The organism is Pseudocitrobacter sp. 2023LY-00077 (assembly GCF_055796175.1).
Map to the genome: position 1 here is coordinate 72,374 of NZ_JBSPEI010000002.1, position 24,575 is coordinate 96,948.

Consider the following 24,575-nt stretch of genomic DNA (forward strand, 5'->3'; position numbering starts at 1 on the left):
GGAGAGGGTTAGGGTGAGGGGCTTCCCCACAGAAACCGCACGTCTCGCCACTATTCATTTCACTTAATTCCCTCTGCTTCCGTTATTATTGGTAACATCAATAATAATCACCACGAAAATAATTTACCCCAATGACCAAAACCTCACACGGGCTGAGTCCCGCGCTGATTGTCCTGATGTCTGTCGCCACCGGGCTTGCCGTTGCCAGCAACTATTATGCACAGCCGCTGCTCGAAGCCATTGCGCGCGCATTTTCCCTGAGTGCGAGCCAGGCGGGCTTTATCGTCACGGCGGCCCAGCTTGGCTATGCAGCCGGGCTGCTGTTCCTGGTGCCGCTGGGCGACATGTTTGAACGTCGACGGCTGATTGTGGTGATGACGCTGCTTGCCGCTGGCGGGATGCTGATTACCGCCAGCAGTACATCGTTGGGAATGATGATTCTGGGTACCGCTCTGACCGGCCTCTTTTCGGTGGTGGCGCAGCTGTTAGTGCCAATGGCGGCCACGCTCGCTGCGCCGGAAAAGCGCGGCAAAGTGGTCGGCACGGTGATGAGCGGCCTGCTGCTTGGGATCTTACTGGCGCGCACCGTTGCCGGGCTGCTGGCAAGCCTGGGCGGCTGGCGCACCGTGTTCTGGGTGGCCAGCGTATTAATGGCGGTTCTGGCGCTCGCGCTGTGGCGGGGTTTACCGAAGCTCAGGCAGGAAAATCACCTGAGCTACCCGCGAATTCTGGGCTCAATTTACCATCTGTTTGCCCATAACAAACTTCTGCGCACCCGCGCGCTGCTGGGCTGCCTGACCTTCGCCAGCTTCAGCATTCTCTGGACATCCATGGCTTTCCTGCTCGCAGGCGCGCCCTATCACTTCTCCGAAGGCACCATTGGTCTGTTCGGCCTGGTGGGTGCGGCCGGCGCGTTAGGCGCGCGTCCGGTGGGGACGCTGGCTGATAAAGGCAAAGCGCATCTGACCACCACGGTAAGCTTGCTGGCGCTGCTGCTCTCCTGGCTTGCTATCTGGTACGGGCAGGTCTCCGTGGCGGCGCTGATCGTCGGTATTCTGGTGCTCGATCTGATGATTCAGGGCGTCCATATCACTAACCAGACGGTGATTTATCGCGTGCATCCCGATGCGCGTAACCGTCTGACCGCAGGTTACATGACCTGCTATTTCATCGGCGGCGCGGCCGGGTCGCTGATTTCCGCTTCCGCCTGGCAACACGCAGGCTGGAACGGGGTTTGTCTGGTTGGCGCATGCATTACGCTGCTCAATCTGTTGGTGTGGTGGCGCGGCTACCGGCACCAGCCGCAGGAGTAATTCCCTGCACTGCTTGCACCGGGCTGCGGAACGGCCCGGCCTTCACTTTGATAGATTCGTCATATAAATTCGAATCAATAATTCATTTACTTTATTTGTCACCGTCGTTACTATATCGGCTGAAATTAATGAGGTTATGCCCAAATGGATAGTTCGTTTACGCCCATTGAACAAATGCTAAAATTTCGCGCCAGCCGCCACGAGGATTTTCCGTTTCAGGAGATTCTTCTGACTCGTCTTTGCATGCACATGCAGGGCAAGCTGCTGGACAACCGCAATAAGATGCTGAAAGCTCAGGGGATTAACGAGACATTGTTTATGGCGTTAATTACGCTGGAGTCTCAGGAAAATCACAGCATTCAGCCTTCTGAGCTGAGCTGCGCGCTGGGCTCGTCTCGTACCAATGCAACCCGTATCGCCGATGAGCTGGAAAAACGCGGCTGGATCGAGCGTCGTGAAAGCGACAACGATCGTCGTTGCCTGCACCTGCAGCTCACCGATAAAGGTCATCAATTCCTGCGTGAGGTTCTGCCTCCGCAACATCATTGCTTACACCAACTCTGGTCTTCTTTAAGCGCTGCTGAAAAAGACCAGCTTGAGCATATCACCCGGAAGCTCCTCACCCGTCTGGATCAGATGGATGAAGATGGCGTTGTCCTTGAGGCACTGCGCTAAGTCCGGATATCGCTCAATTATCCTGATTGATAACAGAAAACTGACAGGCCAGCAGATTAATCCCTGCTGGCCTTTCTGATAAACAGGTCGGCTCAGCCGATGTGAAATAATAAGATCGTGGAGAATAACATGAGCGCAAATGCGGAGAGTCAAACCCCGCAGCAACCGGCCAACAAGAAAGGTACGCGTAAGCGCGCCCTGATGCTGTTGACCTTGCTCTTTGTCATTATTGCTGTGGCATATGGGATTTACTGGTTTTTAGTACTGCGTCATTTTGAAGAAACCGATGACGCATACGTGGCAGGGAACCAGGTACAAATTATGGCGCAGGTGTCCGGCAGCGTGACGAAAGTCTGGGCCGATAACACCGATTTCGTACAAAAAGGCGATGTACTGGTGACGCTCGATCAGACCGATGCGCAGCAGGCCTTCGAAAAAGCGCAAACCGCGCTGGCGTCTACCGTACGTCAAATGCGTCAAACGATGATCAACAGCAAGCAATTGCAGGCGAGCATCGACGTGAAAAAAACCGCACTGGCGCAGGCGCAAACGGACTTAAACCGCCGTATACCGCTAGGCAGTGCCAACCTGATTGGCCGCGAAGAGCTGCAACACGCGCGTGATGCGGTTGCCAGTGCACAGGCGGAACTCGACGTCGCTATCCAGCAATATAACGCCAACCAGGCGATTATTCTGGGGACGAAGCTGGAAGACCAGCCGACCGTCAAGCAAGCGGCGACAGAAGTGCGTAACGCATGGCTCGCCCTGCAACGTACCAAAATTGTCAGCCCGATGACCGGTTACGTGTCGCGTCGTGCCGTACAGCCTGGTGCGCAAATCAGCCCAACCACCGCGTTGATGGCGGTTGTTCCGGCGAACAATTTGTGGGTTGATGCGAACTTCAAAGAGACGCAGCTGGCGCACATGCGTATTGGCCAGCCGGTCACCGTTATCTCTGATATTTACGGCGACGACGTGGAATATCACGGCAAAGTGGTCGGCCTCGATATGGGGACCGGTAGCGCCTTCTCGCTGCTACCTGCGCAGAACGCCACCGGGAACTGGATCAAAGTGGTTCAGCGTCTGCCGGTTCGTGTTGAGCTGGACGAAAAACAGCTGGCGGAACATCCGCTGCGTATTGGCCTCTCCACGCTGGTGAAAGTGAATACCTCTAACCGCGACGGTCAGATCCTGGCAAGCCAGGTACGCACCAGCCCGGCTTACGAAAGTAACGCGCGTGAAATCAGTCTCGATCCGGTCAACAAGCTGATTAACGACATCGTGCAGGCCAACGCCAACTGATCCCGGGGTGAGTGTAATGCAACAGCAAAAACCGCTGGAAGGCGCGCAACTGGTCATCATGACCATTGCGTTGTCGCTTGCGACTTTCATGCAGGTGCTGGACTCCACCATCGCAAACGTGGCGATCCCAACGATCGCCGGTAACCTTGGCTCATCATTGAGCCAGGGCACCTGGGTTATCACCTCATTCGGCGTGGCAAACGCCATCTCCATTCCGATTACCGGGTGGCTGGCGAAGCGCGTCGGTGAGGTGAAACTGTTCCTGTGGTCCACCGTAGCCTTTGCTATCGCGTCGTGGGCCTGCGGCGTCTCCAACAGCCTGGGCATGCTGATCTTCTTCCGCGTAATTCAGGGGATTGTTGCCGGGCCGCTTATCCCGCTGTCGCAAAGCTTGTTGCTCAGTAACTATCCGCCTGCGAAACGCTCTATCGCGCTGGCGCTGTGGTCGATGACCGTTATCGTTGCGCCGATTTGTGGGCCTATCCTTGGCGGGTATATCAGCGATAACTATCACTGGGGCTGGATCTTCTTCATCAACGTGCCGATTGGTATCGTGGTGGTGCTGATGAGTATTCAGGCGCTGCGTGGGCGCGAAACGCGTACCGAACAGCGTCGTATCGACGGTATTGGTCTGGCGCTGTTGGTTTTGGGTATCGGTAGCCTGCAGGTGATGCTCGACCAGGGGAAAGAACTCGACTGGTTCAACTCCACCGAGATCATCGTGCTGACCATTGTGGCGGTGGTGTCGCTAAGCTTCCTGATCGTCTGGGAACTGACTGACGATAACCCGATAGTCGACCTCTCGCTCTTTAAGTCGCGAAACTTTACCATCGGCTGTTTATGTATCAGCCTGGCCTATATGCTCTACTTCGGCGCAATCGTTCTGTTGCCGCAGCTATTGCAGGAAGTGTACGGCTATACCGCGACGTGGGCAGGGCTGGCTTCTGCGCCGGTGGGCGTGATACCGGTGATTCTGTCGCCGATTATCGGTCGCTTTGCGCATAAGCTCGACATGCGTCGTCTGGTCACCTTCAGCTTTATTATGTATGCGGTCTGCTTCTACTGGCGCGCATACACCTTCGAGCCGGGGATGGATTTCGGCGCGTCGGCCTGGCCGCAGTTTATCCAGGGTTTCGCGGTGGCGTGCTTCTTTATGCCGCTGACGACCATTACGCTCTCCGGTTTGCCGCCTGAGCGTCTGGCCGCGGCGTCGAGTCTGTCGAACTTTACGCGTACGCTGGCGGGCTCTATCGGGACGTCTATCACCACAACGTTATGGACCAACCGGGAATCGTTGCACCATGCGCAGTTAACGGAGTATGTGACGCCGTATAACCCGGATTCTCAGGCGATGTACAACCAGCTTGAGGGGATGGGCATGTCGCAACAGCAGGCTTCGGGATGGCTGGCGCAGCAGATAACCAACCAGGGGCTGATTATCTCGGCGAACGAGATATTCTGGGTGTCGGCGGGGATATTTATTATTCTGCTGAGTCTGGTGTGGTTTGCCAGACCGCCATTCGGTGCCGGAGGCGGCGGCGGTGGCGCGCACTAATATGTCGATATAAAAAAAGGGCCGATGGCCCTTTTTTGTTGCCCGGTGGCGCTTCGCTTACCGGGCCTACGTTGTCCGTAAGATCATGTTGGCCGGATTAACCGGCACAACCAAACTAAATGTGCAATTCCTGTAACTTCTCTTTCGGCAGCGCCAGCTCATCGTTGCTGTTCACACGCACGTCGCGGTCGAGAATGTGGCGCGCGATGTCCTGCGCTTCTGCCAGGGAGTGCATCTGATACGTACCGCACTGGTAAACGTTCAGTTCCGGGATCTGATTCTGATCCTGAACCTTCAGGACGTCTGCCATTGCCGCTTTCCACGCATCCGCCACGCGCTGTTCATCCGGCGTACCAATCAGGCTCATATAGAAACCAGTGCGGCAGCCCATCGGGGAGATGTCGATGATCTCAACACCGTTACCGTTCAGGTGATTACGCATGAACCCGGCAAACAGGTGTTCCAGCGTGTGAATGCCCTTTTCCGGCATCACTTCTTTATTCGGCACACAGAAGCGCAGGTCAAAAACGGTAATCGCGTCACCATGCGGCGTGTTCATCGTTTTGGCTACACGGACGGCTGGGGCTTCCATACGGGTGTGATCGACAGTGAAGCTATCTAACAACGGCATTTCGTAACCTCCGGTGTATCCCTCATCCTCGGCATTTTATTTTTTCATCGTAACGGATTGAAAAATAAAAAATTTAAGCCATTCCGGTCAGGATTTTTGGGGATAAAGTGATTTTTTTTAAAAAAAACTGAACTCTTCATTCCAGTGCGAGTCTGAGTATATGAAAGACGCGCATTTGTTATCATCATCCCTGAATTCAGAGATGTATATTTGGCCACAGTGATGTGGCCTTTTTCTTTTCTGTCAGGCGTGTTTTGCCAGCAACGCTTCAAATGATTCCGTATCCGATGCTTCAAGCTTACGCTGACGTTCAACGGATGCATCACGTTCCGCAGCAAACTCCTCTTCTGTGAGGATCTCCAGCGGCTCTTCACGCAGCATATTTCGATACTGCTCCGCCAGCGCCTTACCGGTTCCGCCAATCCCTTCATCAAGCATAGAACGCAGAATGCGGGCTGAGAAAGTTAATTCCGGATTATCAAAGCAGGCGACCAGTTCATCGCACACTTTCTGGTAGGCATTCCCGCCATCAATACCGTCCATGGTCTGCGCCACGCGTTTCAGATCGCGGAACAGATCTTTACCCACTTTCGGCAGCGGGAACTGTGCGGTTTCGCAACCGATGCCCAGCGTCAGACCCGGTTTACGCCCTTCCAGAATCACGCGATTCCAGTTGGTACGCGTACATTGCAGCTCCTGGCTGCTCATTTCTGGCGCATCGGCCAGCACGCACCAGACCATAAACAGGTCAAGGAAACGAATCTGCTGCTCGTCCACGCCAATTGGCGAGAACGGGTTGATATCCAGCGAGCGCACTTCGATATACTCAATACCGCCGCGCAGCAGCGCATCGGACGGATTCTCACCGCTGCGGGTGACGCGTTTTGGGCGAATCGGCGCGTAAAGCTCGTTCTCAATTTGCAAAATATTGCTGTTGATCTGCAGACGCTTACCGTCTTTCTCAACACCAATACGCGCATATTCTTCCGATGGCGTTTTGATTGCCCGCTTTAATCCTGCCACGTATTCGTGCAATTCGTTAAACGTAATTCCGAGATTGCTTTGCGATTTATTGGTATAGCCCAGGTCGCTCAGGCGCAGAGACGTCGCGTAAGGCAAGTAATACATGCCGCATTCAGTTTTTTCAAACGGCAGCGCGCTCTCTTTCCCTTGCAGGAAGGAAGAACAAATCGCCGGAGACGCACCAAACAGATACGGGATCACCCAGCCAAAACGGTAATAGTTGCGGATCGCGCGGAAGTAACCGGCAGAGATCGCCTCTTTACCGCTCTCCGCATCCGTCACGCCGCATTTCGCCTGCCAGAATGCCATCGGCAGAGAGAAGTTGTAATGCACGCCAGAGATGGTTTGCATCAGCGCGCCATAGCGGTTCTTCAGCCCTTCACGATACAGCGTTTTCAGACGACCGACGTTTGAGGTGCCGTACTGCGCCAGTTCGATATCCTGGCCCGGCGCGATATAGCACGGCATACTCAGCGGCCACATCCGTTCATCGCCAAGATGACGCGCCGTATAACGGTGAACGTCACGCAGGAAAGTGAGCATATGGTTGACGTCGCCATCAACCGGAGTGATAAATTCCAGCAGCGCTTCGGCGAAATCGGTGGTGATCCATTTATGGGTCAGCGTCGAGCCCAGCGATTCCGGGTGTCCGGTCGTTGCCAGTGAGCCATCGGCGTTAACGCGTAGCGTCTCACGCTCAAGACCACGATTTATCCCTTTCAGTGCTTCAGGGTGTTTTTCCAGCCAGGTCAGCGCCTGTGATACATCCGGGATCAAATTGACCTCCCGCCTGTCGATATCATTTTATTAAGCATAATTGTAATGGTTGACGATTAAAGGTCACAAGCAATCCAATTAGTGCCACCACGTCATACCCTGGAGCGTCGCCGCCGCTACAGCGATGTAGCGTAACGCTTTTCCAAGGCATAAAAAAAAGAGCACCGGTCCCCAGGAGATGCGCATCCATCCCGCCAGCAGACACAGTAAATCACCGATAACGGGCATCCAGCTCAGTAACAGTGTGGCTGCGCCGTAACGTTTTAACCAGGATGTCGCTTTTTCCTGCCAGCGCGATTGCTTACGCACGGGAAACAACCGTCCAAGGATAACGTTTGTTGCCCCACCAAGGCTATTACCCATTGTTGCTATTAATACTAAAAGCCAGGGGTGACTGAGGCCAGAGACGAGAAGCGCCACAAGTACCGCTTCGGAGTTGCCCGGCAGCAGCGTGGCGCTCAGAAAGCTGCTGGCGAATAACGACGCCAGCGCCAGCCCGTCACTCACAGCAGACGAACGTCAACAGCGTCCATACCGGCGCTTCTTGCCGCCTGCAGGCCAAAATCCGCATCTTCAAACACGACGCATTTTTCCGGCGCCACGCCTAAGCGTTGTGCGCAAAGCAAGAAGGCATCGGGCGCGGGTTTGTGATTCTTGACGTGATCGGCAGCGACCACCGCAGAAAAGTAGTGTCGCAGGCCCAGATGCGCCAGCAATGCTTCAGCAATAGCGCTCTCGCTGCCTGTACCGACCGCCATCGGGCGACGTCCGTGCCAGGCTTTCACCACATCAATAAGCGGTAACGGCGTCACAGAGTCCAGCAGCATCGCTTTAACGGCGGCTGTTTTTTCCTGTGCCAGAAGATGAGGGTCGAGATCGGCCTGATGAAGTTCAATGATGGCTTGCGCGATACGCCAGGTTGGAGAACCGTTAAGGGCGACCATCGCCTGCTCGTCGAAACGCATACCATAACGCCCCAGCACCTCGTGCCACGCTTTACGGTGCGTAGGTTCGGTATCCAGGATGGTGCCATCCATATCAAAGATTAATCCCGCGTAGCGTTCGTACATCACGTTCTCACAGACAAGATAAAGTGAGATGTTACTTTAACGTAAAAGGCGGTTTTTGTCGCTGACAGACACGCTGGAAATATGCAGAGAAGAAGAGTTTAAAAGAAAATAGGATTTTGTAAGAAAATCGAGGGGAAACAAGAGATGGTGCATCCGGGAGGATTCGAACCTCCGACCGCTCGGTTCGTAGCCGAGTACTCTATCCAGCTGAGCTACGGATGCATCGGGAAATGCTATTCGTTGAAAACAAGAGATGGTGCATCCGGGAGGATTCGAACCTCCGACCGCTCGGTTCGTAGCCGAGTACTCTATCCAGCTGAGCTACGGATGCATCGGGAAACTTGCTTTACTGCCGATGTTGATATCACGAAAATGATATCAAGTAAGATGGTGCATCCGGGAGGATTCGAACCTCCGACCGCTCGGTTCGTAGCCGAGTACTCTATCCAGCTGAGCTACGGATGCATCGGGAAACTTACTTTACTACTCTGATACTACCCTGATTTAACATCACTAATGCAATGTTAAGTAAGATGGTGCATCCGGGAGGATTCGAACCTCCGACCGCTCGGTTCGTAGCCGAGTACTCTATCCAGCTGAGCTACGGATGCAAAATGGCGGTGAGGCGGGGATTCGAACCCCGGATGCAGCTTTTGACCGCATACTCCCTTAGCAGGGGAGCGCCTTCAGCCTCTCGGCCACCTCACCACACGCCTCTTACGAGTGCTTCGGAGAACTCGTTAAAAGCTCTTCGTCGCTGCGTGGCGCACATATTACTTTCTGGGCTTTATAAGTCAAACAATTTTTCGAGACCTTTTATCGTTTGCACACTTCGCGCACAATTAGGCGTTAAAAACGGCAAAAAGCCTGTTTTCTCAACAGTAAAATCGCTAACTCACGGTAAAACAAAACAGAAAGAATGCGGCACAACAGACGCGACAAAATCACGACGGGACGAAAAAGAGAAGAAAGCGAGAAGAAAACGAAGAGGTAAAACGGGAAATCTGGGAAGGATGCGTCTCACCGGGAGGTGAGACGCGAGAACTTAGTAACTGGACTGCTGGGATTTTTCAGCCTGGATACGCTGGTAGATCTCTTCACGGTGAACGGATACTTCTTTCGGAGCGTTAACGCCGATACGCACCTGGTTACCCTTCACCCCTAAAACTGTCACAGTGACCTCATCTCCAATCATGAGGGTCTCACCAACTCGACGAGTCAGAATCAGCATTCTTTGCTCCTTGAAAGATTAAAAGAGTCGGGTCTCTCTGTATCCCGGCATATCCATCATATACACACTCATCATCAGGCTTCCTTGATTTGACCTGAACGCTTCGTGCATAACGCCAAACGTACGCTGTGACAAACACCTGGTGCAACTGTCACGGCATCACATTCTGTTAAACGTAAGTTTAGCCGATATACATGACTTCAACCTGACTTTATCGTTATCAGTACTCCATATGCAAGGCGTCTTAACAATTAACGTTAAGACGCCCACACAGGATTTATTTTTGTTACAGCTTAGCGCTTACCCAATCTTTCACACTGGACAATGCTGCTGGAAGTGCCGTCGCATCGGTACCACCGGCTTGCGCCATGTCCGGGCGACCACCGCCTTTACCGCCAACCTGTTGAGCCACCATGCCGATGAGCTCCCCTGCTTTTACGCGGTCAGTGACATCCTTAGACACGCCCGCAATCAGAGAAACCTTATCGTCAGCCACGGTCGCCAGCACAATAATGGCGGAACCAAGCTGGTTCTTCAGATCGTCAACCATCGTACGCAGCATTTTCGGCTCAACGCCGGAAAGCTCGCTCACCAGCAGCTTAACGCCGTTGATGTTTTCTGCTTTGCTGGAAAGGTTTGCACTCTCCTGCGCTGCCGCCTGCTCTTTCAGCTGCTGCAGCTCTTTTTCCAACTGACGGGTACGTTCCAGCACGGTGCGCACTTTCTCCGTCAGATTATGGCTATCGCCTTTCAGCAACTGGGCGATATCGCCCAAACGATCGCTTTCTGCATGCAAGCTGGCAATCGCGCCTTCACCGGTTACCGCTTCGATACGGCGAACACCCGCAGCCGTACCGGATTCAGACACAATACGGAACAGGCCGATGTCACCGGTGCGTGAAGCGTGAGTACCGCCGCACAGTTCGGTAGAGAAATCGCCCATGCTCAGCACACGTACGCGGTCATCATATTTTTCGCCGAACAGCGCCATTGCGCCCTTCGCTTTTGCCGCGTCGAGATCCATTACGTTGGTCTCAACAGGCAGGTTACGACGGATCTGGGCATTGACCAGATCTTCGACCGCGCGAATCTCTTCCGGTTTCATCGCTTCGAAATGCGAGAAATCGAAACGCAGGACTTTGTCATTTACCAGAGAACCTTTCTGCGCAACGTGCGTGCCGAGAATCTGGCGCAGCGCCGCGTGCATCAGGTGCGTAGCGGAGTGGTTCAGACGAATACGCGCACGACGCGCTTCGTCAACATCGGCCTGCACCGCGTCGCCCACTTTCAGGGAACCCGCCGTCAGTTTGCCGAGATGACCAATCGCCTGACCATATTTCTGCGTATCGTTCACGCTGAAGCTAAAGCCCGCGCCTTTCAGCTCGCCTTTATCGCCAACCTGACCGCCCGATTCCGCATAGAACGGAGTCTGGTCCAGAATGACCACCGCTTCCTGACCGGCCGCCACGCTATCAACCGCTTTACCGTCGATAAACAGTGCAGTCACTTTGCCGTTCAGTTCCAGATGGTCGTAGCCTTTGAATTCTGACGCGCCATCAACGCGAATCATCGCGTTGTAGTCTGCGCCGAAACCGCTGGATTCACGCGCACGACGGCGCTGTTCTTCCATCGCGGCTTCAAAACCTGCTTCATCAACTTTCAGGCCGCGTTCACGGCAAACGTCCGCCGTCAGGTCAACCGGGAAGCCGTAGGTGTCATACAGACGGAAAGCGGTTTCACCATCCAGCGTGTCGCCAGTCAGCTTAGACAACTCTTCGTCCAGCAGCGCCAGGCCGCGTTCCAGCGTACGGGCAAACTGCTCTTCTTCAGTTTTCAGAACCTGTTCAACCTGCGCCTGCTGGCGTTTCAGTTCTTCACCGGCAGAACCCATCACTTCGATCAGCGGGCCAACCAGTTTATAGAAGAAGGTGTCTTTCGCGCCCAGCATGTTGCCGTGACGAATGGCGCGACGAATGATGCGACGCAGCACGTAGCCACGGTTTTCATTCGACGGCGTAACGCCATCAGCAATCAGGAACGCGCAGGAACGAATGTGGTCCGCAATCACGCGCAGTGACTTGTTCGTCAGGTCAGTCGCGCCGGTGACTTTAGCCACGGAATCAATCAGCTTACGGAACAGGTCAATTTCATAGTTAGAGTTGACGTGTTGCAGTACCGCAGTGATACGTTCCAGGCCCATACCGGTGTCGACAGACGGTTTTGGCAGCGGCTCCATGGTACCGTCAGCCTGACGGTTGAACTGCATGAAGACGATGTTCCAGATCTCAATGTAACGGTCGCCGTCTTCTTCAGGCGTTCCCGGAGGGCCGCCCCAGATGTGGTCGCCGTGATCGTAGAAGATCTCGGTGCACGGGCCGCATGGGCCGGTATCGCCCATCTGCCAGAAGTTATCGGAAGCATACGGCGCGCCTTTATTGTCGCCGATGCGGATGATGCGCTCACGCGGGATTCCGACTTCTTTTTCCCAGATTTCGTAAGCTTCATCATCGGTTTCGTAAACGGTCACCCACAGACGCTCTTTCGGCAGGGCGAACCAGTTTTCACCGGTCAGCAATTCCCACGCGTACTGAATAGCGTCGTGTTTGAAGTAGTCGCCGAAGCTGAAGTTACCCAGCATTTCGAAGAAAGTGTGGTGACGCGCGGTGTAACCGACGTTTTCCAGATCGTTATGTTTACCACCCGCACGAACGCAACGCTGCGCAGTAGTTGCGCGAGAATAATTACGTTTGTCGAGACCAAGGAAAACATCCTTGAACTGGTTCATCCCGGCGTTGGTAAACAGCAGGGTCGGGTCGTTATTCGGCACCAGGGAGCTGCTGGCAACTACCTGATGTCCCTTGCTATGGAAAAAGTCGAGAAACGCCTGACGGATCTCAGCGGTGCTCTTGCTCATAATTATCCTGAAATCAAGCTAACGAATGGTCGCCGTCGTAGCAGGTCATTTATCGTTCAACTTGCTACCAGACGGAAAAAGTGGGAATAAGATAAGTTTTCTTTAAAGGGAAGTAAAATCCCCCGTGCGGTCAATCGGCAAAATTTCGCCATATTTCCTGGATATCTTCCATCAAATAGCCGCGGTAAAGCAAAAAGCGCTGGATTTTCACTTTTTCGGCAAATGTGGTCGGTAACGGTTCACCATATTTCCGCTCCGCCTGGTCACGCGCCAGCTTGCACCAGTCGATATCACACTCGCGCATCGCCTGCTCGATGTCATTACGCGCAATGCCTTTCTGCCCGAGTTCCTGACGAATACGCGCCGGGCCGTAGCCTTTGCGGCTGCGGCTGGCGATAAACTGCTGCACAAACCGCAGGTCATCGAGATAGCGATTCTCGTGACACCAGGCGATCACTTTCTCGACCTCTTCTTCCGGCGCATCGATGGGCTCGGGGCCGTTTTTGGTCATCACCGGGGCCGTCAGTTTGCGACGCAGCTCCTGTTCGCTATGGTCACGCATCGCCAGAATACGAATGGCACGATCCAACAAACGCGCGTAGGCGGAGCGGCGTGGTGCGTTCTCGTTCATAACCCTCCCGGTCGTTTAAATGCAAAAAAGGGCTGCATTGGCAGCCCTTCTGTTTTCTGATGAGAGGTTATCAGAAATCTTCGTTGGTTTCTTTCGCGTGGGTGTCGTTTTCATCGACCACGAAATCCGGCGAAGAATCCTGATTGCTGAGCAGCAGCTCGCGCACTTTCTTCTCGATTTCTTTCGCCGCCGCCGGGTTCTCTTTCAGCCAGGAGATAGCATTCGCTTTACCCTGACCAATTTTGTCACCGTTGTAGCTGTACCAGGCGCCCGCTTTTTCGATCAGCTTCTCTTTCACGCCCAGGTCTACCAGCTCGCCCAGGAAGTTAATGCCTTCACCGTAGAGGATCTGGAATTCTGCCTGTTTGAACGGTGCGGCGATTTTGTTTTTCACCACTTTCACGCGGGTTTCGCTACCGATGACGTTATCGCCCTCTTTCACCGCGCCGATACGACGGATGTCCAGACGAACGGACGCGTAGAATTTCAGCGCGTTACCGCCGGTCGTGGTTTCCGGGTTACCGAACATCACACCAATTTTCATACGGATCTGGTTGATGAAGATAAGCAGGGTGTTGGACTGTTTCAGGTTACCGGCCAGCTTACGCATCGCCTGACTCATCATACGTGCCGCGAGGCCCATGTGAGAGTCACCGATTTCGCCTTCGATTTCCGCTTTCGGCGTCAGTGCCGCAACGGAGTCGACAACCAGCACGTCAACCGCACCAGAGCGCGCCAGCGCGTCACAGATTTCCAGTGCTTGTTCACCGGTGTCTGGCTGGGAGCACAGCAGGTTGTCGATATCAACGCCTAACTTACGTGCATAGACAGGGTCCAGCGCGTGCTCTGCATCGATAAAGGCACAGGTTTTGCCTTCACGCTGTGCCGCAGCAATAACCTGCAGGGTCAGCGTCGTTTTACCGGAAGATTCAGGCCCGTAGATTTCGACGATACGCCCCATCGGCAGACCGCCTGCACCCAGCGCGATATCCAGTGAAAGCGAACCGGTGGAGATGGTTTCCACGTCCATGGAACGGTCTTCACCCAGGCGCATGATGGAGCCTTTGCCGAATTGCTTCTCAATTTGGCCCAGTGCTGCCGCCAACGCTTTCTGTTTGTTTTCGTCGATAGCCATTTTTACTCCTGTCATGCCGAGCAAGCCCGGGGAATGAATTCTGTTCTGTTGAAGCAATTATACTGTATAGTCATACAGTATCAAGTGTTTTGTAGAAATTGTTGCCAGAGCAGCTGCAAGGCAAATGCCGTGGCCTGTCGGCGTACCGATTCCCGGTCGCCCGCAAAGCATTCACGCTGAGTGACGCCCTGCCCGGTCGCACTTGCCACGCCAAACCAGACGGTGCCGACGGGCTTCTCATCGCTGCCACCATCCGGCCCGGCAATGCCGCTGACCGATACCGCATAAGAGGCGCGCGCAGCCCGCAATGCGCCCACGGCCATTTCGACCACTACCGGTTCGCTCACCGCGCCGTGCTGTTCCAGCGTCACCGCGCTGACGCCAATCATTTGTGATTTGGCTTCATTGCTATAGGTGACAAAGCCGCGCTCAAACCACGCGGAGCTTCCCGCGACATCGGTCAGGGTTTTGGCAATCCAGCCGCCGGTGCAGGATTCTGCCGCGGTAACCGTTGCGCCCTGCGCTTTCAGCGCCTGCCCGACCTTTTCGCTCAGTTGAAATAATTCGCTGTCAGTCATCACCACTCCTGTCAGGTAGATATCTGTCGGACAAGATAGCACTTTCCCAACACAGATGGGGGCGAGGTGTCGATTTTACGAGGGGGGTTCAGAAAATGGATCTCAAGCATAACCCTGGTGCTTTTCGGATAGCAGCCTGAAAAACGTGGTGAGATAATTTTACCGGGACCCACCACGGAAAAATGGAAAGGATAGGGATATGGCGAAACCACGAACTGCAGCTGAAAAAAAACTCAAGCAAACTGAACAATTGCGCTTAATTACGATTATTTGCGGCCTGTTTACATTACTGAATGTGGTGTTACGTGTCAGTACAGGTCCGTTTGATTTATTGTTTATGGCGGTTGAAGCGTTGCTTGGTCTGGGGTGTCTGATTTATGGCCTGCATTTGGGTAAAACAGTGAAATCATTAAAAGCCAGCAAGACACAGTGAAATATATGTCGGCCCTCACGGGCCGACCGATATTACTGCATACTGGCAACAATAGTCTCCACGTTATGCCGCACCATCTTCACATAGCTGTCCGCTACGCCGCCCGGTTTCGATAACGCTTCCGGATAAAGCTCGCCGCCTGCCTGCGCACCGGTTGCGGACGCAATCTGTTTGACCAGTCGCGGGTCGAGCTGATTTTCCATAAACCAGGTGTGTACCCCATCGGCTTTGATTTGTTTAATCAATGCGCCGACCTCCGCCGCGTTCGCTTCGCTTTCTGATGACAGCCCCTGCGGCGAAAGGAAATCCACCTGATACGCTTTGGCAAAATAGCCGAACGCATCGTGGCTGGTCAGCACCTTACGCTTCTCGCGCGGAATAGGGCTGAAACGCTGCTTCACCCAGCTATCGAGCGCCCTGAGCTCATCCACATATTTCGCACCGTTAGCTTTAATTACGCTGGCGTCCTGCGGGTCCGCTTTAGCAAGGCCCTCGGTAATGTTCTGCGCATAAATGACGCCGTTCGCCACGTTATTCCAGGCGTGTGGGTCCGTCACCGTTTGTCCATCCTCTTCCAGCGTTTGCGTGGCGACGCCCCGCGAGGCAACGACCAGTTGCCCTTTAAACCCGGACGCTTTGACTAATCGGTCAATCCACCCTTCCAGCCCCAGTCCGTTCACCACCACCACATCCGCTTTGCTCAGCAACGCGCTCTCTTTTGGCGACGGCTCAAAAGTATGCGGATCGCCGTCCGGCCCCACCAGCGTCGTCACCTTCACCGCATCGCCCCCAACCTGCTGCGTGATATCGCCCAGCACCGAAAAACTGGTGACCACATTGAGCGTTTTCGCCATTGCGCCCTGCGCGATTAACCCCAGCGCCAGCGCCAGAATCACCTTCTTCATTTTCATACCATCCCCTCAGTTAAAAAGCGCCCGCAGGCGATAGGCCAGCCTGCTACGCGTGCCAAAAATTAGTGAAAAAAGAAAAACCAGGCTGGCGGTCAGCACAATAGCTGGCCCGGCTGGGAGGCTCGCCGCCCACGAGAAACTCAACCCTATCCAGGCGCAAAGTACACCGCAAAGGCCCGCCAGCCCGAGCATGGCTGGCAGCGTTTGCGCCCAGCAGCGAGCCGCTATCGCGGGCAGCATCATCACGCCCACCGCCATCAAGGTACCCAGCACCTGAAACCCGGCCACCAGGTTCAGCACCAGCAGTGCGAGGAACAATCCGTGCAGCGCCGAGGGCAGCCAGCGCGCATTCACCTGTAACCAGCTGCTGTCGAACGCTTCAACCACCAGGCCGCGATAGCACACCGCCAGCGCGATCAGCGTGATGCTGGCCACCAGCGCGACAAACAGTGCAGACGGCCCATCCACCGCCAGAATGGAACCGAACAGCAGATGCAGCAGATCGACGTTTGAGCCGCGAAGCGACACCAGCGTGACGCCCAGCGCCAGAGAGCCCAGGTAGAATCCGGCAAAGCTGGCATCTTCTTTCAGAAGCGTGCGGCGACTCACCCAGCCCGCCCCCAGCGCCACGGCGATCCCTGCCACGAAACCGCCGATCGTCATTGCCAGCAATGACATTCCATTCATTAAGTAGCCCACGGCAACGCCGGGAAGAATGGCGTGCGAAAGCGCATCGCCCATTAAGCTCATTCGCCGCAACAGGAGAAATACGCCGAGCAGCGTGGTGCTCAGTGAGAGCGCGAGGCACACCATCAGCGCGCGGCGCATAAAGCCAAACTCAATAAACGGCAGAAAAAAGGTGTGCCAGATCATGCTGACCTCGCAGGTAACATCGGGGATATTGCGCGCATGCCGCCCAGCTCAAGCACCTGTGGAAAAAAGCGCGCCACTTTTTCGCTGTCATGCAGCACCGCCAGCACCGTTTGCCCATGCCGCTGCATATCAAGGATGAGCGACATCACCATCTCAGTCGTCGTTTCATCGATGCCGGTAAAGGGTTCATCCAGCATCACCAGCGGGGCCTGCTGAACGAGGATGCGGGCAAAGAGCATGCGCTGAAACTGGCCGCCGGATAAGCTGCCTATCGCTGTTTTCGCCATCGACAGCAACCCTACCCGATCCAGCGCATCAGCTACGCGTCGGCGCACCATCCGATCAATGCCGAAACACAATGAGATGCGCGGCCACGCTCCCTGGCACACGACATCCTGCACCGTTAACGGAAATTGCTGATCCATCAGCTGTCGCTGCGCCAGCCAACCGATAACCGGGCGGCGCGTCTGCCAGTGCACACGCCCACTTACAGGAGGAATAAATCCGGCGAGGGTTTTTAGCAGCGTCGATTTACCGCAACCATTCTCACCGACGATCGCCATCAGGCTGCCACGTGTGATGCATCCATCGACGGGCGGCGCAATCGCCTCGCCGTCATAGCCGACACAAAGGTTATTCAGAACGATCATGGCAGCGATACCGCCCACCAGGCGACCAGCCAGATAAACGCCAGCAGCAGACAAACGCCTGCCAGCCGTCTCAGGCTGGATAGAGAGAAAAGCGAAGATGACATCAATAGCGCCCCAATCATTATGTTATAACATAACAATAAACAGTGAGCAGATAGATGTAAATCCTTGTCAGCGCCTGAGGGTGTATCGAAATGTAACTCCCCTCCCGGACGGGAGGGGAAGCGGGATTACTGAACGCGAGCCAGCGCGACGGCCTGACCAAGCTGCCAGACAGCCATTGCATAGTGCGTGCTGTGGTTATAGCGGGTGATGGTGTAGAAGTTCGGCAAGCCGTACCAGTACTGATAACTGGTGCCGACATCCAGACGCAGCAGGCTCGCCTGCTGATGGTTGCCCAGCGAATCCATCGGCGTCAGGCCCGCAGCAGAAAGCTGCGACACGCTGTATTTAGTTTTAAAGCCGTTTTCCAGCCCTGGTGCCTGGCCCATCGCCTGCACCGCTACCTGGTCGCCCTTCACCCAACCGTGCTGTTTGAAGTAGTTTGCCACGCTGCCGATGGCATCTTCCGGATCCCACAGGTTAATGTGTCCGTCACCATTAAAATCAACAGCGTACTGTTTGTAAGAGGACGGCATGAACTGGCCATAGCCCATTGCGCCTGCGAAGGAACCTTTCAGATCCAGCGGGTCATCGCTTTCGTCGCGTGCCATCAGCAGGAAGGTTTCCAGCTCGCCGGAGAAGTACTCCGCGCGGCGCGGGTAGTTAAAGGAGAGCGTCGCCAGCGCATCGAGGATACGGGTTTTGCCCATCACGCGGCCCCAGCGGGTTTCAACGCCAATAATGCCGACGATAATTTCCGGCGGCACGCCGTACACCTGCCATGCGCGTTTCAGCGCCGCTTCATGTTGGTTCCAGAACGCTACGCCGTTTTGCACGTTGTCCGGAGTAATAAACTGTTTGCGATAGCGCAGCCACGCACCGTTTGGCCCGCTCGGCGGCAAGCCGGTCGGTGCCTGGCGATCCATCAGACGCAGCACGTAATCAAGACGTTTCGCCTGGGAGAGAATTTCGTGCAGCTGTTGTCGGTCAAAGCCGTGCTTGCTCACCATCTTATCGATGAACTGCTCTGCCGCCGGGTTATTGGCAAAATCACCGGTTGGGATCAGCGCATTGTGCTGCGGCTCCAGCAGGAAACCGCCGGAAGGTGTGCCAGCCGTTGCCGGAGCGGCGGCGGTTTTTGGTTTGCTGCTACAGGCAGCGAGCAGAACACACAGGGGCAGTAAGGCGATATAACGACGCTTCAACATGGGACATCCATTTAACAATATCGGCAAGAGTTAATTATGGTAAAGCAATCGCAACGCCTCAAGGAAGCGCCTTCGCGTGTCGCAGAGAAAAAAACTTCGCCCTCAGCGAAACGCCCAGACCTTGATCGCGCTATTGGTATTAGGGGCAAGAAATCATTACCCTTACGCCGCACGTCGGTAAACGCCGAACCCTACACCTACGACATACAAAAATGACAGGATGCAACGCCATGATTGCGGATAAAAATTTTTTACTTGAAGCGGGCCGTCAAACGCTGGTGCTGGAACTTCATGAAGCCAGCCAACTGCCGGACCGCCTGGGTGATGACTTTATCAAAGCCGCCGAAGCCATCATTAATTGCAAAGGCAAACTGATTGTTTCCGGTATCGGTAAATCGGGCCATATCGGTAAAAAACTCGCCGCAACCTTCGCCAGTACTGGCACCCCCGCATTCTTTGTTCATCCGGCAGAGGCGCTGCACGGCGATCTCGGTATGGTAGAAAGTCAGGATGTGATGCTGTTTATCTCCTACTCCGGCGGCGCGAAAGAGCTGGATCTCATCATCCCGCGTCTGGAAGAAAAATCCGTTGTTCTACTGGCGATGACCGGAAAATCCCACTCGCCGTTGGGTTTAGCCGCAAAAGCCGTTCTTGATATTTCCGTGGAGCGTGAAGCCTGCCCGATGCGTCTGGCCCCCACTTCCAGCACCGTGAATACGCTGATGATGGGCGATGCGCTGGCGATGGCCGTGATGCAGGCGCGGGGTTTCAATGAGGAAGATTTTGCCCGTTCGCATCCGGCTGGCGCACTGGGCGCGCGCTTACTGAATAAAGTGCATCATCTGATGCGCCGCGATGCCGAGGTGCCGCAGGTGAGCATTCACGCCAGTATTATGGACGCGATGCTCGAACTGAGCCGCACCGGGCTGGGCCTGGTTGCCGTATGCGATGAGCAGTTGCAGGTGAAAGGCGTGTTTACCGACGGCGACCTGCGCCGCTGGCTGGTTGGCGGCGGCGCGCTGGCGGATAACGTGAGCCTGGCGATGACGGTGAACGGCACGACGCTGAATGCGCAGAGTCGCGCCATTGATGCTAAAGAACAACTGATGAAGAAAAAAATCAGCGCCGCGCCGGTGGTGGATGACCACGGCCAACTGGTTGGCGCGATCAACCTGCAAAACTTCTATCAGGCCGGAATTCTTTAATCCTTCATTCCCAGACGTTTCGCCAGCCGATGCAGGTTGGCGACGTCTGTCTCCAGCGCCCGCGCGCTGGCCGCCCAGTTATTGTTGTTTTGCGACAGCGCCTGACGAATCATCTCACGCTGGAAGTGCTCGGTCGCGTCACGCAGGTTGTGACACACGGGTAACGCTGGCGCTTCACTTTCAAGGACTGGCGCAACCGTGCTTTCTTCAAACGTGAAATGCTGCGCTTCCAGAATCACTTCGCCACCGTTGCGCGTTGCGCGCGCCAGCACCACCGCGCGATGCACGGCATGTTCCAGCTCTCGCACGTTGCCCGGCCAGCCATAACTCAGCAAATGCGCCCGCGCCCCGGAGCTTAGAATCACGCGGGACAACCCGAGACGCAACCGACACTGTTCGCAGAAATAGCCCGCCAATAGCACCACGTCATCACCACGTTCACGCAGCGGTGGAACGGAGAGCGGGAAGACGCTCAGACGATGGAACAGATCGGCACGAAAACGCCCGGCCAGCACCTCTTCGCGCAGGTCGCGGTTGGTGGCCGCCAGCACGCGCACATCGACGCGCAGGCTACGGTCATCGCCGACGCGCTGAATATCGCCATACTGCAATACGCGCAGCAATTTGGCCTGCAACGACAGAGACAGTTCGCCAATTTCATCGAGGAATAGCGTACCGTTATCGGCCATTTCAAACTTACCGCTACGGTTGCTGATTGCCCCGGTAAACGCGCCCTTTACATGGCCAAAGAGCTCACTTTCCGCCACGCTTTCCGGTAGCGCCGCACAGTTGAGATAGACCAGCGGGTTAGCCGCACGCGGCGATCCTTCATGAATCGATTTCGCCACCAGCTCCTTCCCGGTACCCGTTTCGCCACTAATCAACACATTGAGATCGGACGCCGCGACGATTTCTATCTCTTTTTTCAGCTGCATCATATTCGGCGACAGGCCAATCATATCGGTATTGGCAACCGGCTCAAAGGCGGCAGGCGTTCCCGGCAGCATATTCTGACTTTCCAGCTGTTCAATCAGCAGCGCGTTGCTGAGTGCCCCGGCGGCCAATGCAGATATCAGTCGCAGCTCTTCATCGCTGAAGACATCAAACTGTGCCGGCTCCATCGCATCGAGCGTCAGCGCGCCAATCAGATTCTGCCCGGCAAACAGCGGCAGCCCGACACAGGCATGCACTTTCAGGCTCTCCTGACCGGGAATTAATCCATCATAGGGGTCGGGTAAATCGCTGTCTGCGGGGAAGCGGACGACATCTCCGGCGCGGGCGATGGCTTCCAGACGCGGATGCCCTTCCAGAGTAAAGCGACGACCCAGCACATCCTGCGCCAGCCCGTCGATTGCCAGCGGGATAAATTGCCGCGCATCGTAGCGAAGCAGCGCCGAGGCGTCGCATTCCAGTATCTGACGCAGCGTGGTGATTAAACGCTGAAAGCGATCCTGATGCCCAACCCCACTTTGTAGCTCGATGGCGATATTCGCCAGTACATCGACCGAGAAACTCATGATGACCTCATTGTCTTTTTGACAATGCATATTGTCATATCGACCATACCAATAACAGTCATTTTGACAATAAAAATGCACGATAAAATATTAAAAATATATAAAACAACAAGTTAAAAAGTTGGCACGCAACCTGCAATAAGCAAAACATCTTTTTTAAAAACACTGCATTTGATTGAGGTTGCTATGTCTATTCTGGTTAAAAATAACATTCATTGGGTTGGCCAACGTGACTGGGAAGTGCGTGATTTTCACGGTACCGAATATAAAACGCTGCGCGGTAGCAGCTACAACAGCTATCTGATCCGTGAAGGTAAAAATGTCCTGATCGACACCGTTGACCACAAATTCAGCCGCGAATTCGTGCAGAACCTGCGCAGCGAAATCGACCTGAACGACATCGACTACATCATTATCAACCACGCGGAAGAAGACCACGCCGGTGCGCTGACCGAGCTGATGTCTTACATTCCGAACACCCCGATTTACTGCACCACCAACGCCATTGATTCCATCAACGGTCACCACCACCATCCGGAATGGAATTTCCATACGGTGAAAACCGGTGACAGCCTGGATATCGGTAACGGCAAACAATTGATCTTCGTTGAAACCCCGATGCTGCACTGGCCGGACAGCATGATGACTTACATGACTGGCGACGCGGTTCTGTTCAGTAACGACGCCTTTGGCCAGCACTACTGCGACGAACGTCTGTTCAACGACGAAGTGGATCAGACCGAACTGTTTGAACAGTGCCAGCGCTACTACGCCAATATCCTGACGCCGTTTAGCCGCCTGGTAACGCCAAAAATTACCGAGATCCTCGGCTTCAACCTGCCGGTCGATATGATTGCCACCTCCCACGGTGTGGTATGGCGTGACAATCCGACGCAAATCGTTGAACTGTATCTGAAATGGGCGGCCGATTATCAGGAAGACCGCATCACTATTTTCTACGACACCATGTCGAACAACACCCGCATGATGGCGGATGCGATTGCTCAGGGCATCAACGAAGTTGACCCACGCGTGGCGGTGAAAATCTTCAACGTTGCCCGCAGCGATAAAAACGAAATCCTGACCAATGTTTTCCGTTCTAAAGGTGTGCTGGTCGGTACTTCAACCATGAACAACGTGATGATGCCGAAAATTGCCGGTCTGGTCGAAGAGATGACAGGTCTGCGTTTCCGTAACAAACGCGCCAGCGCATTCGGTTCACATGGCTGGAGCGGCGGCGCGGTTGACCGTCTCTCTACCCGCTTGCAGGATGCCGGTTTTGAAATGTCGTTGAGCCTGAAAGCCAAATGGCGCCCGGACTTTGACGCGCTGGAAGTGTGCCGCGAACACGGTCGGGAAATCGCCCGCCAGTGGGCGCTTGCGCCGCTGCCGGAGGTGAGTGCCGAAGTCACAACCGCGCAGGAAGAATGCGCCTGTGCCGCAGCGGCAGCCGCTGACCTCGGCCCAAGCATGCAGTGCAGCGTCTGCCAGTGGATTTACGATCCGGCAAAAGGCGAGCCGAACCAGGATGTCCAGCCGGGCACGCCGTGGAGCGACGTGCCAGACAACTTCCTGTGCCCGGAATGCTCACTAGGTAAAGATGTCTTCGATGTGCTGGCCACGGAGGCAAAATGAATAATGGCATCGTGATCATCGGGTCGGGCTTCGCGGCCCGCCAACTGGTGAAAAATATTCGCAAACAGGATGCTGCCGTGCCGCTGACCTTGATCGCCGCCGACAGTATTGATGAGTACAACAAGCCAGACCTCAGCCACGTCGTCAGCCGGGGGCAAACCGCCGCCGACCTGACGCTGCAAACCGCGGGCGAGTTTGCCGAGCAGTACAATCTGAATCTCTTTCCACAAACCTGGGTAAGCGACATCGACGCACAGGCCAAAGTGGTGAAAAGTCAGGACAGAGAGTGGCGCTACGACAAACTGGTGCTGGCGACAGGCGCATCAACCATCGTACCGCCGGTTCCCGGAAAAGAGCTGATGCTGACCCTCAACAGCCAGCAGGAATTCGGGGCCGCGCAGAGTATCCTGCGTGATGCGCAGCGTGTACTGATTATCGGCGGCGGGCTGATTGGCAGCGAGCTGGCGATGGACTTCAGTCGCGCTGGTAAAGCGGTGACAGTGGTGGATAACTCCGCCTGCATTCTGGCGTCACTGATGCCGCCGGAAGTGAGCAGCCGTCTGCAACATCGTCTGACCGACATGGGCGTGCATCTGCTGCTGAAAACCCAGTTGCAGTCGCTGGAGAAAACGACAACCGGGATTGTGGCGCAGTTTGACCGTAATCGTCAGGTTGAAGTGGATGCGGTCGTCGCCGCCACCGGCTTACGCCCGGAAACCGCGCTGGCCCGTCACGCGGGCGTGGAGATCAATCGCGGCGTGAAGGTCAACAGCGCGATGCAAACCAGTAACCCGGATATCTACGCGTTGGGCGACTGCGCGGAAATCAACGGAGCCGTGCTGCCCTTCCTGCAACCGATTCTGTTAAGTGCGATGTGTCTGGCGAAGAACCTGCTCGGCCAGAATGGCGAACTGAAATTGCCGCATATGCTGGTGAAGGTGAAAACGCCGGATCTGCCGCTGCATCTGGCGGGGGAAACGCGCCGTCAGGATCTGGACTGGACCATCGCCACCAGCGCGCAGGGCATGCTTGCCCAGGGCTATGATGACAACCAGCAGCTTCGCGCCTTTGTGGTCAGTGAAGAGAGAATGAAGGAGGCATTTAGCCTGTTGAAGTTATTGCCGAGCTGATTTGCTACGCCATTGCTGAACTTAACCTTGCTCGCGAATTTTGCAGAGCCCTTCTTAACCTCAGATACATGGACGT

At 55.1% G+C, this 24,575-nt stretch carries 22 protein-coding genes and 5 tRNA genes; 8 read left to right on the top strand and 19 right to left on the bottom strand.

The window, feature by feature from the left end:
* Window positions 1-131: 131 nt before the first annotated feature.
* The 4 genes from ACWWFX_RS02765 to emrB all read left to right on the top strand — a co-directional run bounded on the left by ACWWFX_RS02765 (window position 132) and on the right by emrB (window position 4,845).
* On the top strand, window positions 132-1,313 hold the full coding sequence (locus tag ACWWFX_RS02765) for an MFS transporter (RefSeq protein ID WP_327622004.1): 1,182 nt from the start codon (window positions 132-134) through the stop codon (window positions 1,311-1,313).
* A 144-nt stretch (window positions 1,314-1,457) separates the two neighbouring features.
* Window positions 1,458-1,988: a transcriptional repressor MprA gene (gene mprA, locus ACWWFX_RS02770; protein WP_015963311.1), complete on the top strand. Its 531-nt coding sequence runs from the start codon at window positions 1,458-1,460 to the stop codon at window positions 1,986-1,988.
* A gap of 129 nt (window positions 1,989-2,117) precedes the next feature.
* Window positions 2,118-3,290, top strand: coding sequence for a multidrug efflux MFS transporter periplasmic adaptor subunit EmrA (gene emrA / locus ACWWFX_RS02775; RefSeq protein WP_276222463.1), 1,173 nt, complete (start codon window positions 2,118-2,120; stop codon window positions 3,288-3,290).
* Window positions 3,291-3,306: 16 nt separating this feature from the next.
* A complete protein-coding gene (gene emrB, locus ACWWFX_RS02780) occupies window positions 3,307-4,845 on the top strand; it encodes a multidrug efflux MFS transporter permease subunit EmrB (RefSeq protein WP_276222465.1) in 1,539 nt (512 codons plus the stop codon).
* A 115-nt stretch (window positions 4,846-4,960) separates the two neighbouring features.
* Here the strand turns inward: emrB and luxS are convergent, their stop codons facing one another.
* The 14 genes from luxS to pncC all read right to left on the bottom strand — a co-directional run bounded on the left by luxS (window position 4,961) and on the right by pncC (window position 14,835).
* A complete protein-coding gene (gene luxS, locus ACWWFX_RS02785; protein WP_015963308.1) occupies window positions 4,961-5,476 on the bottom strand; it encodes an S-ribosylhomocysteine lyase in 516 nt (171 codons plus the stop codon).
* 243 nt (window positions 5,477-5,719) lie between these two features.
* Window positions 5,720-7,276, bottom strand: a complete 1,557-nt coding sequence (gene gshA, locus ACWWFX_RS02790) for a glutamate--cysteine ligase (protein ID WP_276222468.1) — start codon at window positions 7,274-7,276, stop codon at window positions 5,720-5,722.
* A 78-nt stretch (window positions 7,277-7,354) separates the two neighbouring features.
* Window positions 7,355-7,783: a YqaA family protein gene (locus tag ACWWFX_RS02795; RefSeq protein ID WP_108476423.1), complete on the bottom strand. Its 429-nt coding sequence runs from the start codon at window positions 7,781-7,783 to the stop codon at window positions 7,355-7,357.
* Window positions 7,780-8,346 (bottom strand): fructose-1-phosphate/6-phosphogluconate phosphatase, encoded by a 567-nt coding sequence (gene yqaB, locus ACWWFX_RS02800; protein WP_473223170.1) that lies wholly within the window; start codon window positions 8,344-8,346, stop codon window positions 7,780-7,782. Before yqaB ends, ACWWFX_RS02795 begins: the two co-directional genes overlap by 4 nt.
* Before the next feature lie 145 nt (window positions 8,347-8,491).
* Window positions 8,492-8,568: transfer RNA gene (locus tag ACWWFX_RS02805), tRNA-Arg, on the bottom strand.
* 32 nt (window positions 8,569-8,600) lie between these two features.
* Window positions 8,601-8,677, bottom strand: a tRNA-Arg gene (locus ACWWFX_RS02810).
* Window positions 8,678-8,734: 57 nt separating this feature from the next.
* Window positions 8,735-8,811 (bottom strand) — tRNA-Arg (locus ACWWFX_RS02815).
* Between the two features lie 69 nt (window positions 8,812-8,880).
* Window positions 8,881-8,957, bottom strand: a tRNA-Arg gene (locus ACWWFX_RS02820).
* A gap of 4 nt (window positions 8,958-8,961) precedes the next feature.
* A tRNA-Ser gene (locus ACWWFX_RS02825) sits at window positions 8,962-9,054 on the bottom strand.
* 337 nt (window positions 9,055-9,391) lie between these two features.
* Complete coding sequence (gene csrA / locus ACWWFX_RS02830) at window positions 9,392-9,577, bottom strand: carbon storage regulator CsrA (protein ID WP_000906486.1); 186 nt, start codon at window positions 9,575-9,577, stop codon at window positions 9,392-9,394.
* Between the two features lie 286 nt (window positions 9,578-9,863).
* Entirely contained in the window at window positions 9,864-12,491 is a 2,628-nt protein-coding gene (gene alaS / locus ACWWFX_RS02835; protein WP_276222486.1) for an alanine--tRNA ligase, read from the bottom strand.
* A gap of 130 nt (window positions 12,492-12,621) precedes the next feature.
* Window positions 12,622-13,122 (bottom strand): recombination regulator RecX, encoded by a 501-nt coding sequence (gene recX, locus ACWWFX_RS02840; RefSeq protein WP_276222489.1) that lies wholly within the window; start codon window positions 13,120-13,122, stop codon window positions 12,622-12,624.
* A gap of 70 nt (window positions 13,123-13,192) precedes the next feature.
* On the bottom strand, window positions 13,193-14,257 hold the full coding sequence (recA, locus tag ACWWFX_RS02845; protein ID WP_276222491.1) for a recombinase RecA: 1,065 nt from the start codon (window positions 14,255-14,257) through the stop codon (window positions 13,193-13,195).
* An 80-nt stretch (window positions 14,258-14,337) separates the two neighbouring features.
* Window positions 14,338-14,835 carry a nicotinamide-nucleotide amidase gene (gene pncC / locus ACWWFX_RS02850; protein WP_015963301.1) on the bottom strand — a complete coding sequence of 166 codons (498 nt, stop codon included), beginning with the start codon at window positions 14,833-14,835 and terminating at the stop codon, window positions 14,338-14,340.
* Between the two features lie 199 nt (window positions 14,836-15,034).
* On the opposite strand from pncC, the gene ACWWFX_RS02855 reads away from it, so the two are divergent.
* Window positions 15,035-15,268: a hypothetical protein gene (locus tag ACWWFX_RS02855; RefSeq protein WP_456146262.1), complete on the top strand. Its 234-nt coding sequence runs from the start codon at window positions 15,035-15,037 to the stop codon at window positions 15,266-15,268.
* 32 nt (window positions 15,269-15,300) lie between these two features.
* Here ACWWFX_RS02855 and ACWWFX_RS02860 read toward each other — a convergent pair whose 3' ends face one another.
* The 4 genes from ACWWFX_RS02860 to mltB form a co-directional block, all read right to left on the bottom strand.
* Complete coding sequence (locus tag ACWWFX_RS02860) at window positions 15,301-16,179, bottom strand: metal ABC transporter substrate-binding protein (RefSeq protein ID WP_456146263.1); 879 nt, start codon at window positions 16,177-16,179, stop codon at window positions 15,301-15,303.
* 9 nt (window positions 16,180-16,188) lie between these two features.
* Window positions 16,189-17,052, bottom strand: coding sequence for a metal ABC transporter permease (locus ACWWFX_RS02865; protein ID WP_276222496.1), 864 nt, complete (start codon window positions 17,050-17,052; stop codon window positions 16,189-16,191).
* On the bottom strand, window positions 17,049-17,735 hold the full coding sequence (locus tag ACWWFX_RS02870; RefSeq protein WP_473223299.1) for a metal ABC transporter ATP-binding protein: 687 nt from the start codon (window positions 17,733-17,735) through the stop codon (window positions 17,049-17,051). The genes ACWWFX_RS02865 and ACWWFX_RS02870 overlap by 4 nt, the downstream gene beginning before the upstream one ends.
* 197 nt (window positions 17,736-17,932) lie before the next feature.
* A complete protein-coding gene (gene mltB, locus ACWWFX_RS02875; protein ID WP_276222498.1) occupies window positions 17,933-19,012 on the bottom strand; it encodes a lytic murein transglycosylase B in 1,080 nt (359 codons plus the stop codon).
* A 230-nt stretch (window positions 19,013-19,242) separates the two neighbouring features.
* Here mltB and gutQ point away from each other — a divergent pair, with 230 nt between their 5' ends.
* The gene (gutQ, locus tag ACWWFX_RS02880; RefSeq protein WP_473223171.1) at window positions 19,243-20,217 is read left to right on the top strand and encodes an arabinose-5-phosphate isomerase GutQ; all 975 of its coding nucleotides are present in this window, start codon (window positions 19,243-19,245) and stop codon (window positions 20,215-20,217) included.
* Here gutQ and norR read toward each other — a convergent pair.
* Window positions 20,214-21,734, bottom strand: coding sequence for a nitric oxide reductase transcriptional regulator NorR (gene norR, locus ACWWFX_RS02885; protein ID WP_473223172.1), 1,521 nt, complete (start codon window positions 21,732-21,734; stop codon window positions 20,214-20,216). The two genes, gutQ and norR, sit on opposite strands and share 4 nt — an antisense overlap.
* A gap of 186 nt (window positions 21,735-21,920) precedes the next feature.
* Between norR and norV the strand changes: the two genes are divergently transcribed.
* Window positions 21,921-23,369: an anaerobic nitric oxide reductase flavorubredoxin gene (gene norV / locus ACWWFX_RS02890; protein ID WP_473223173.1), complete on the top strand. Its 1,449-nt coding sequence runs from the start codon at window positions 21,921-21,923 to the stop codon at window positions 23,367-23,369.
* Window positions 23,366-24,499, top strand: coding sequence for an NADH:flavorubredoxin reductase NorW (gene norW / locus ACWWFX_RS02895; protein WP_473223174.1), 1,134 nt, complete (start codon window positions 23,366-23,368; stop codon window positions 24,497-24,499). The genes norV and norW overlap by 4 nt, the downstream gene beginning before the upstream one ends.
* Window positions 24,500-24,575 lie beyond the last annotated feature (76 nt).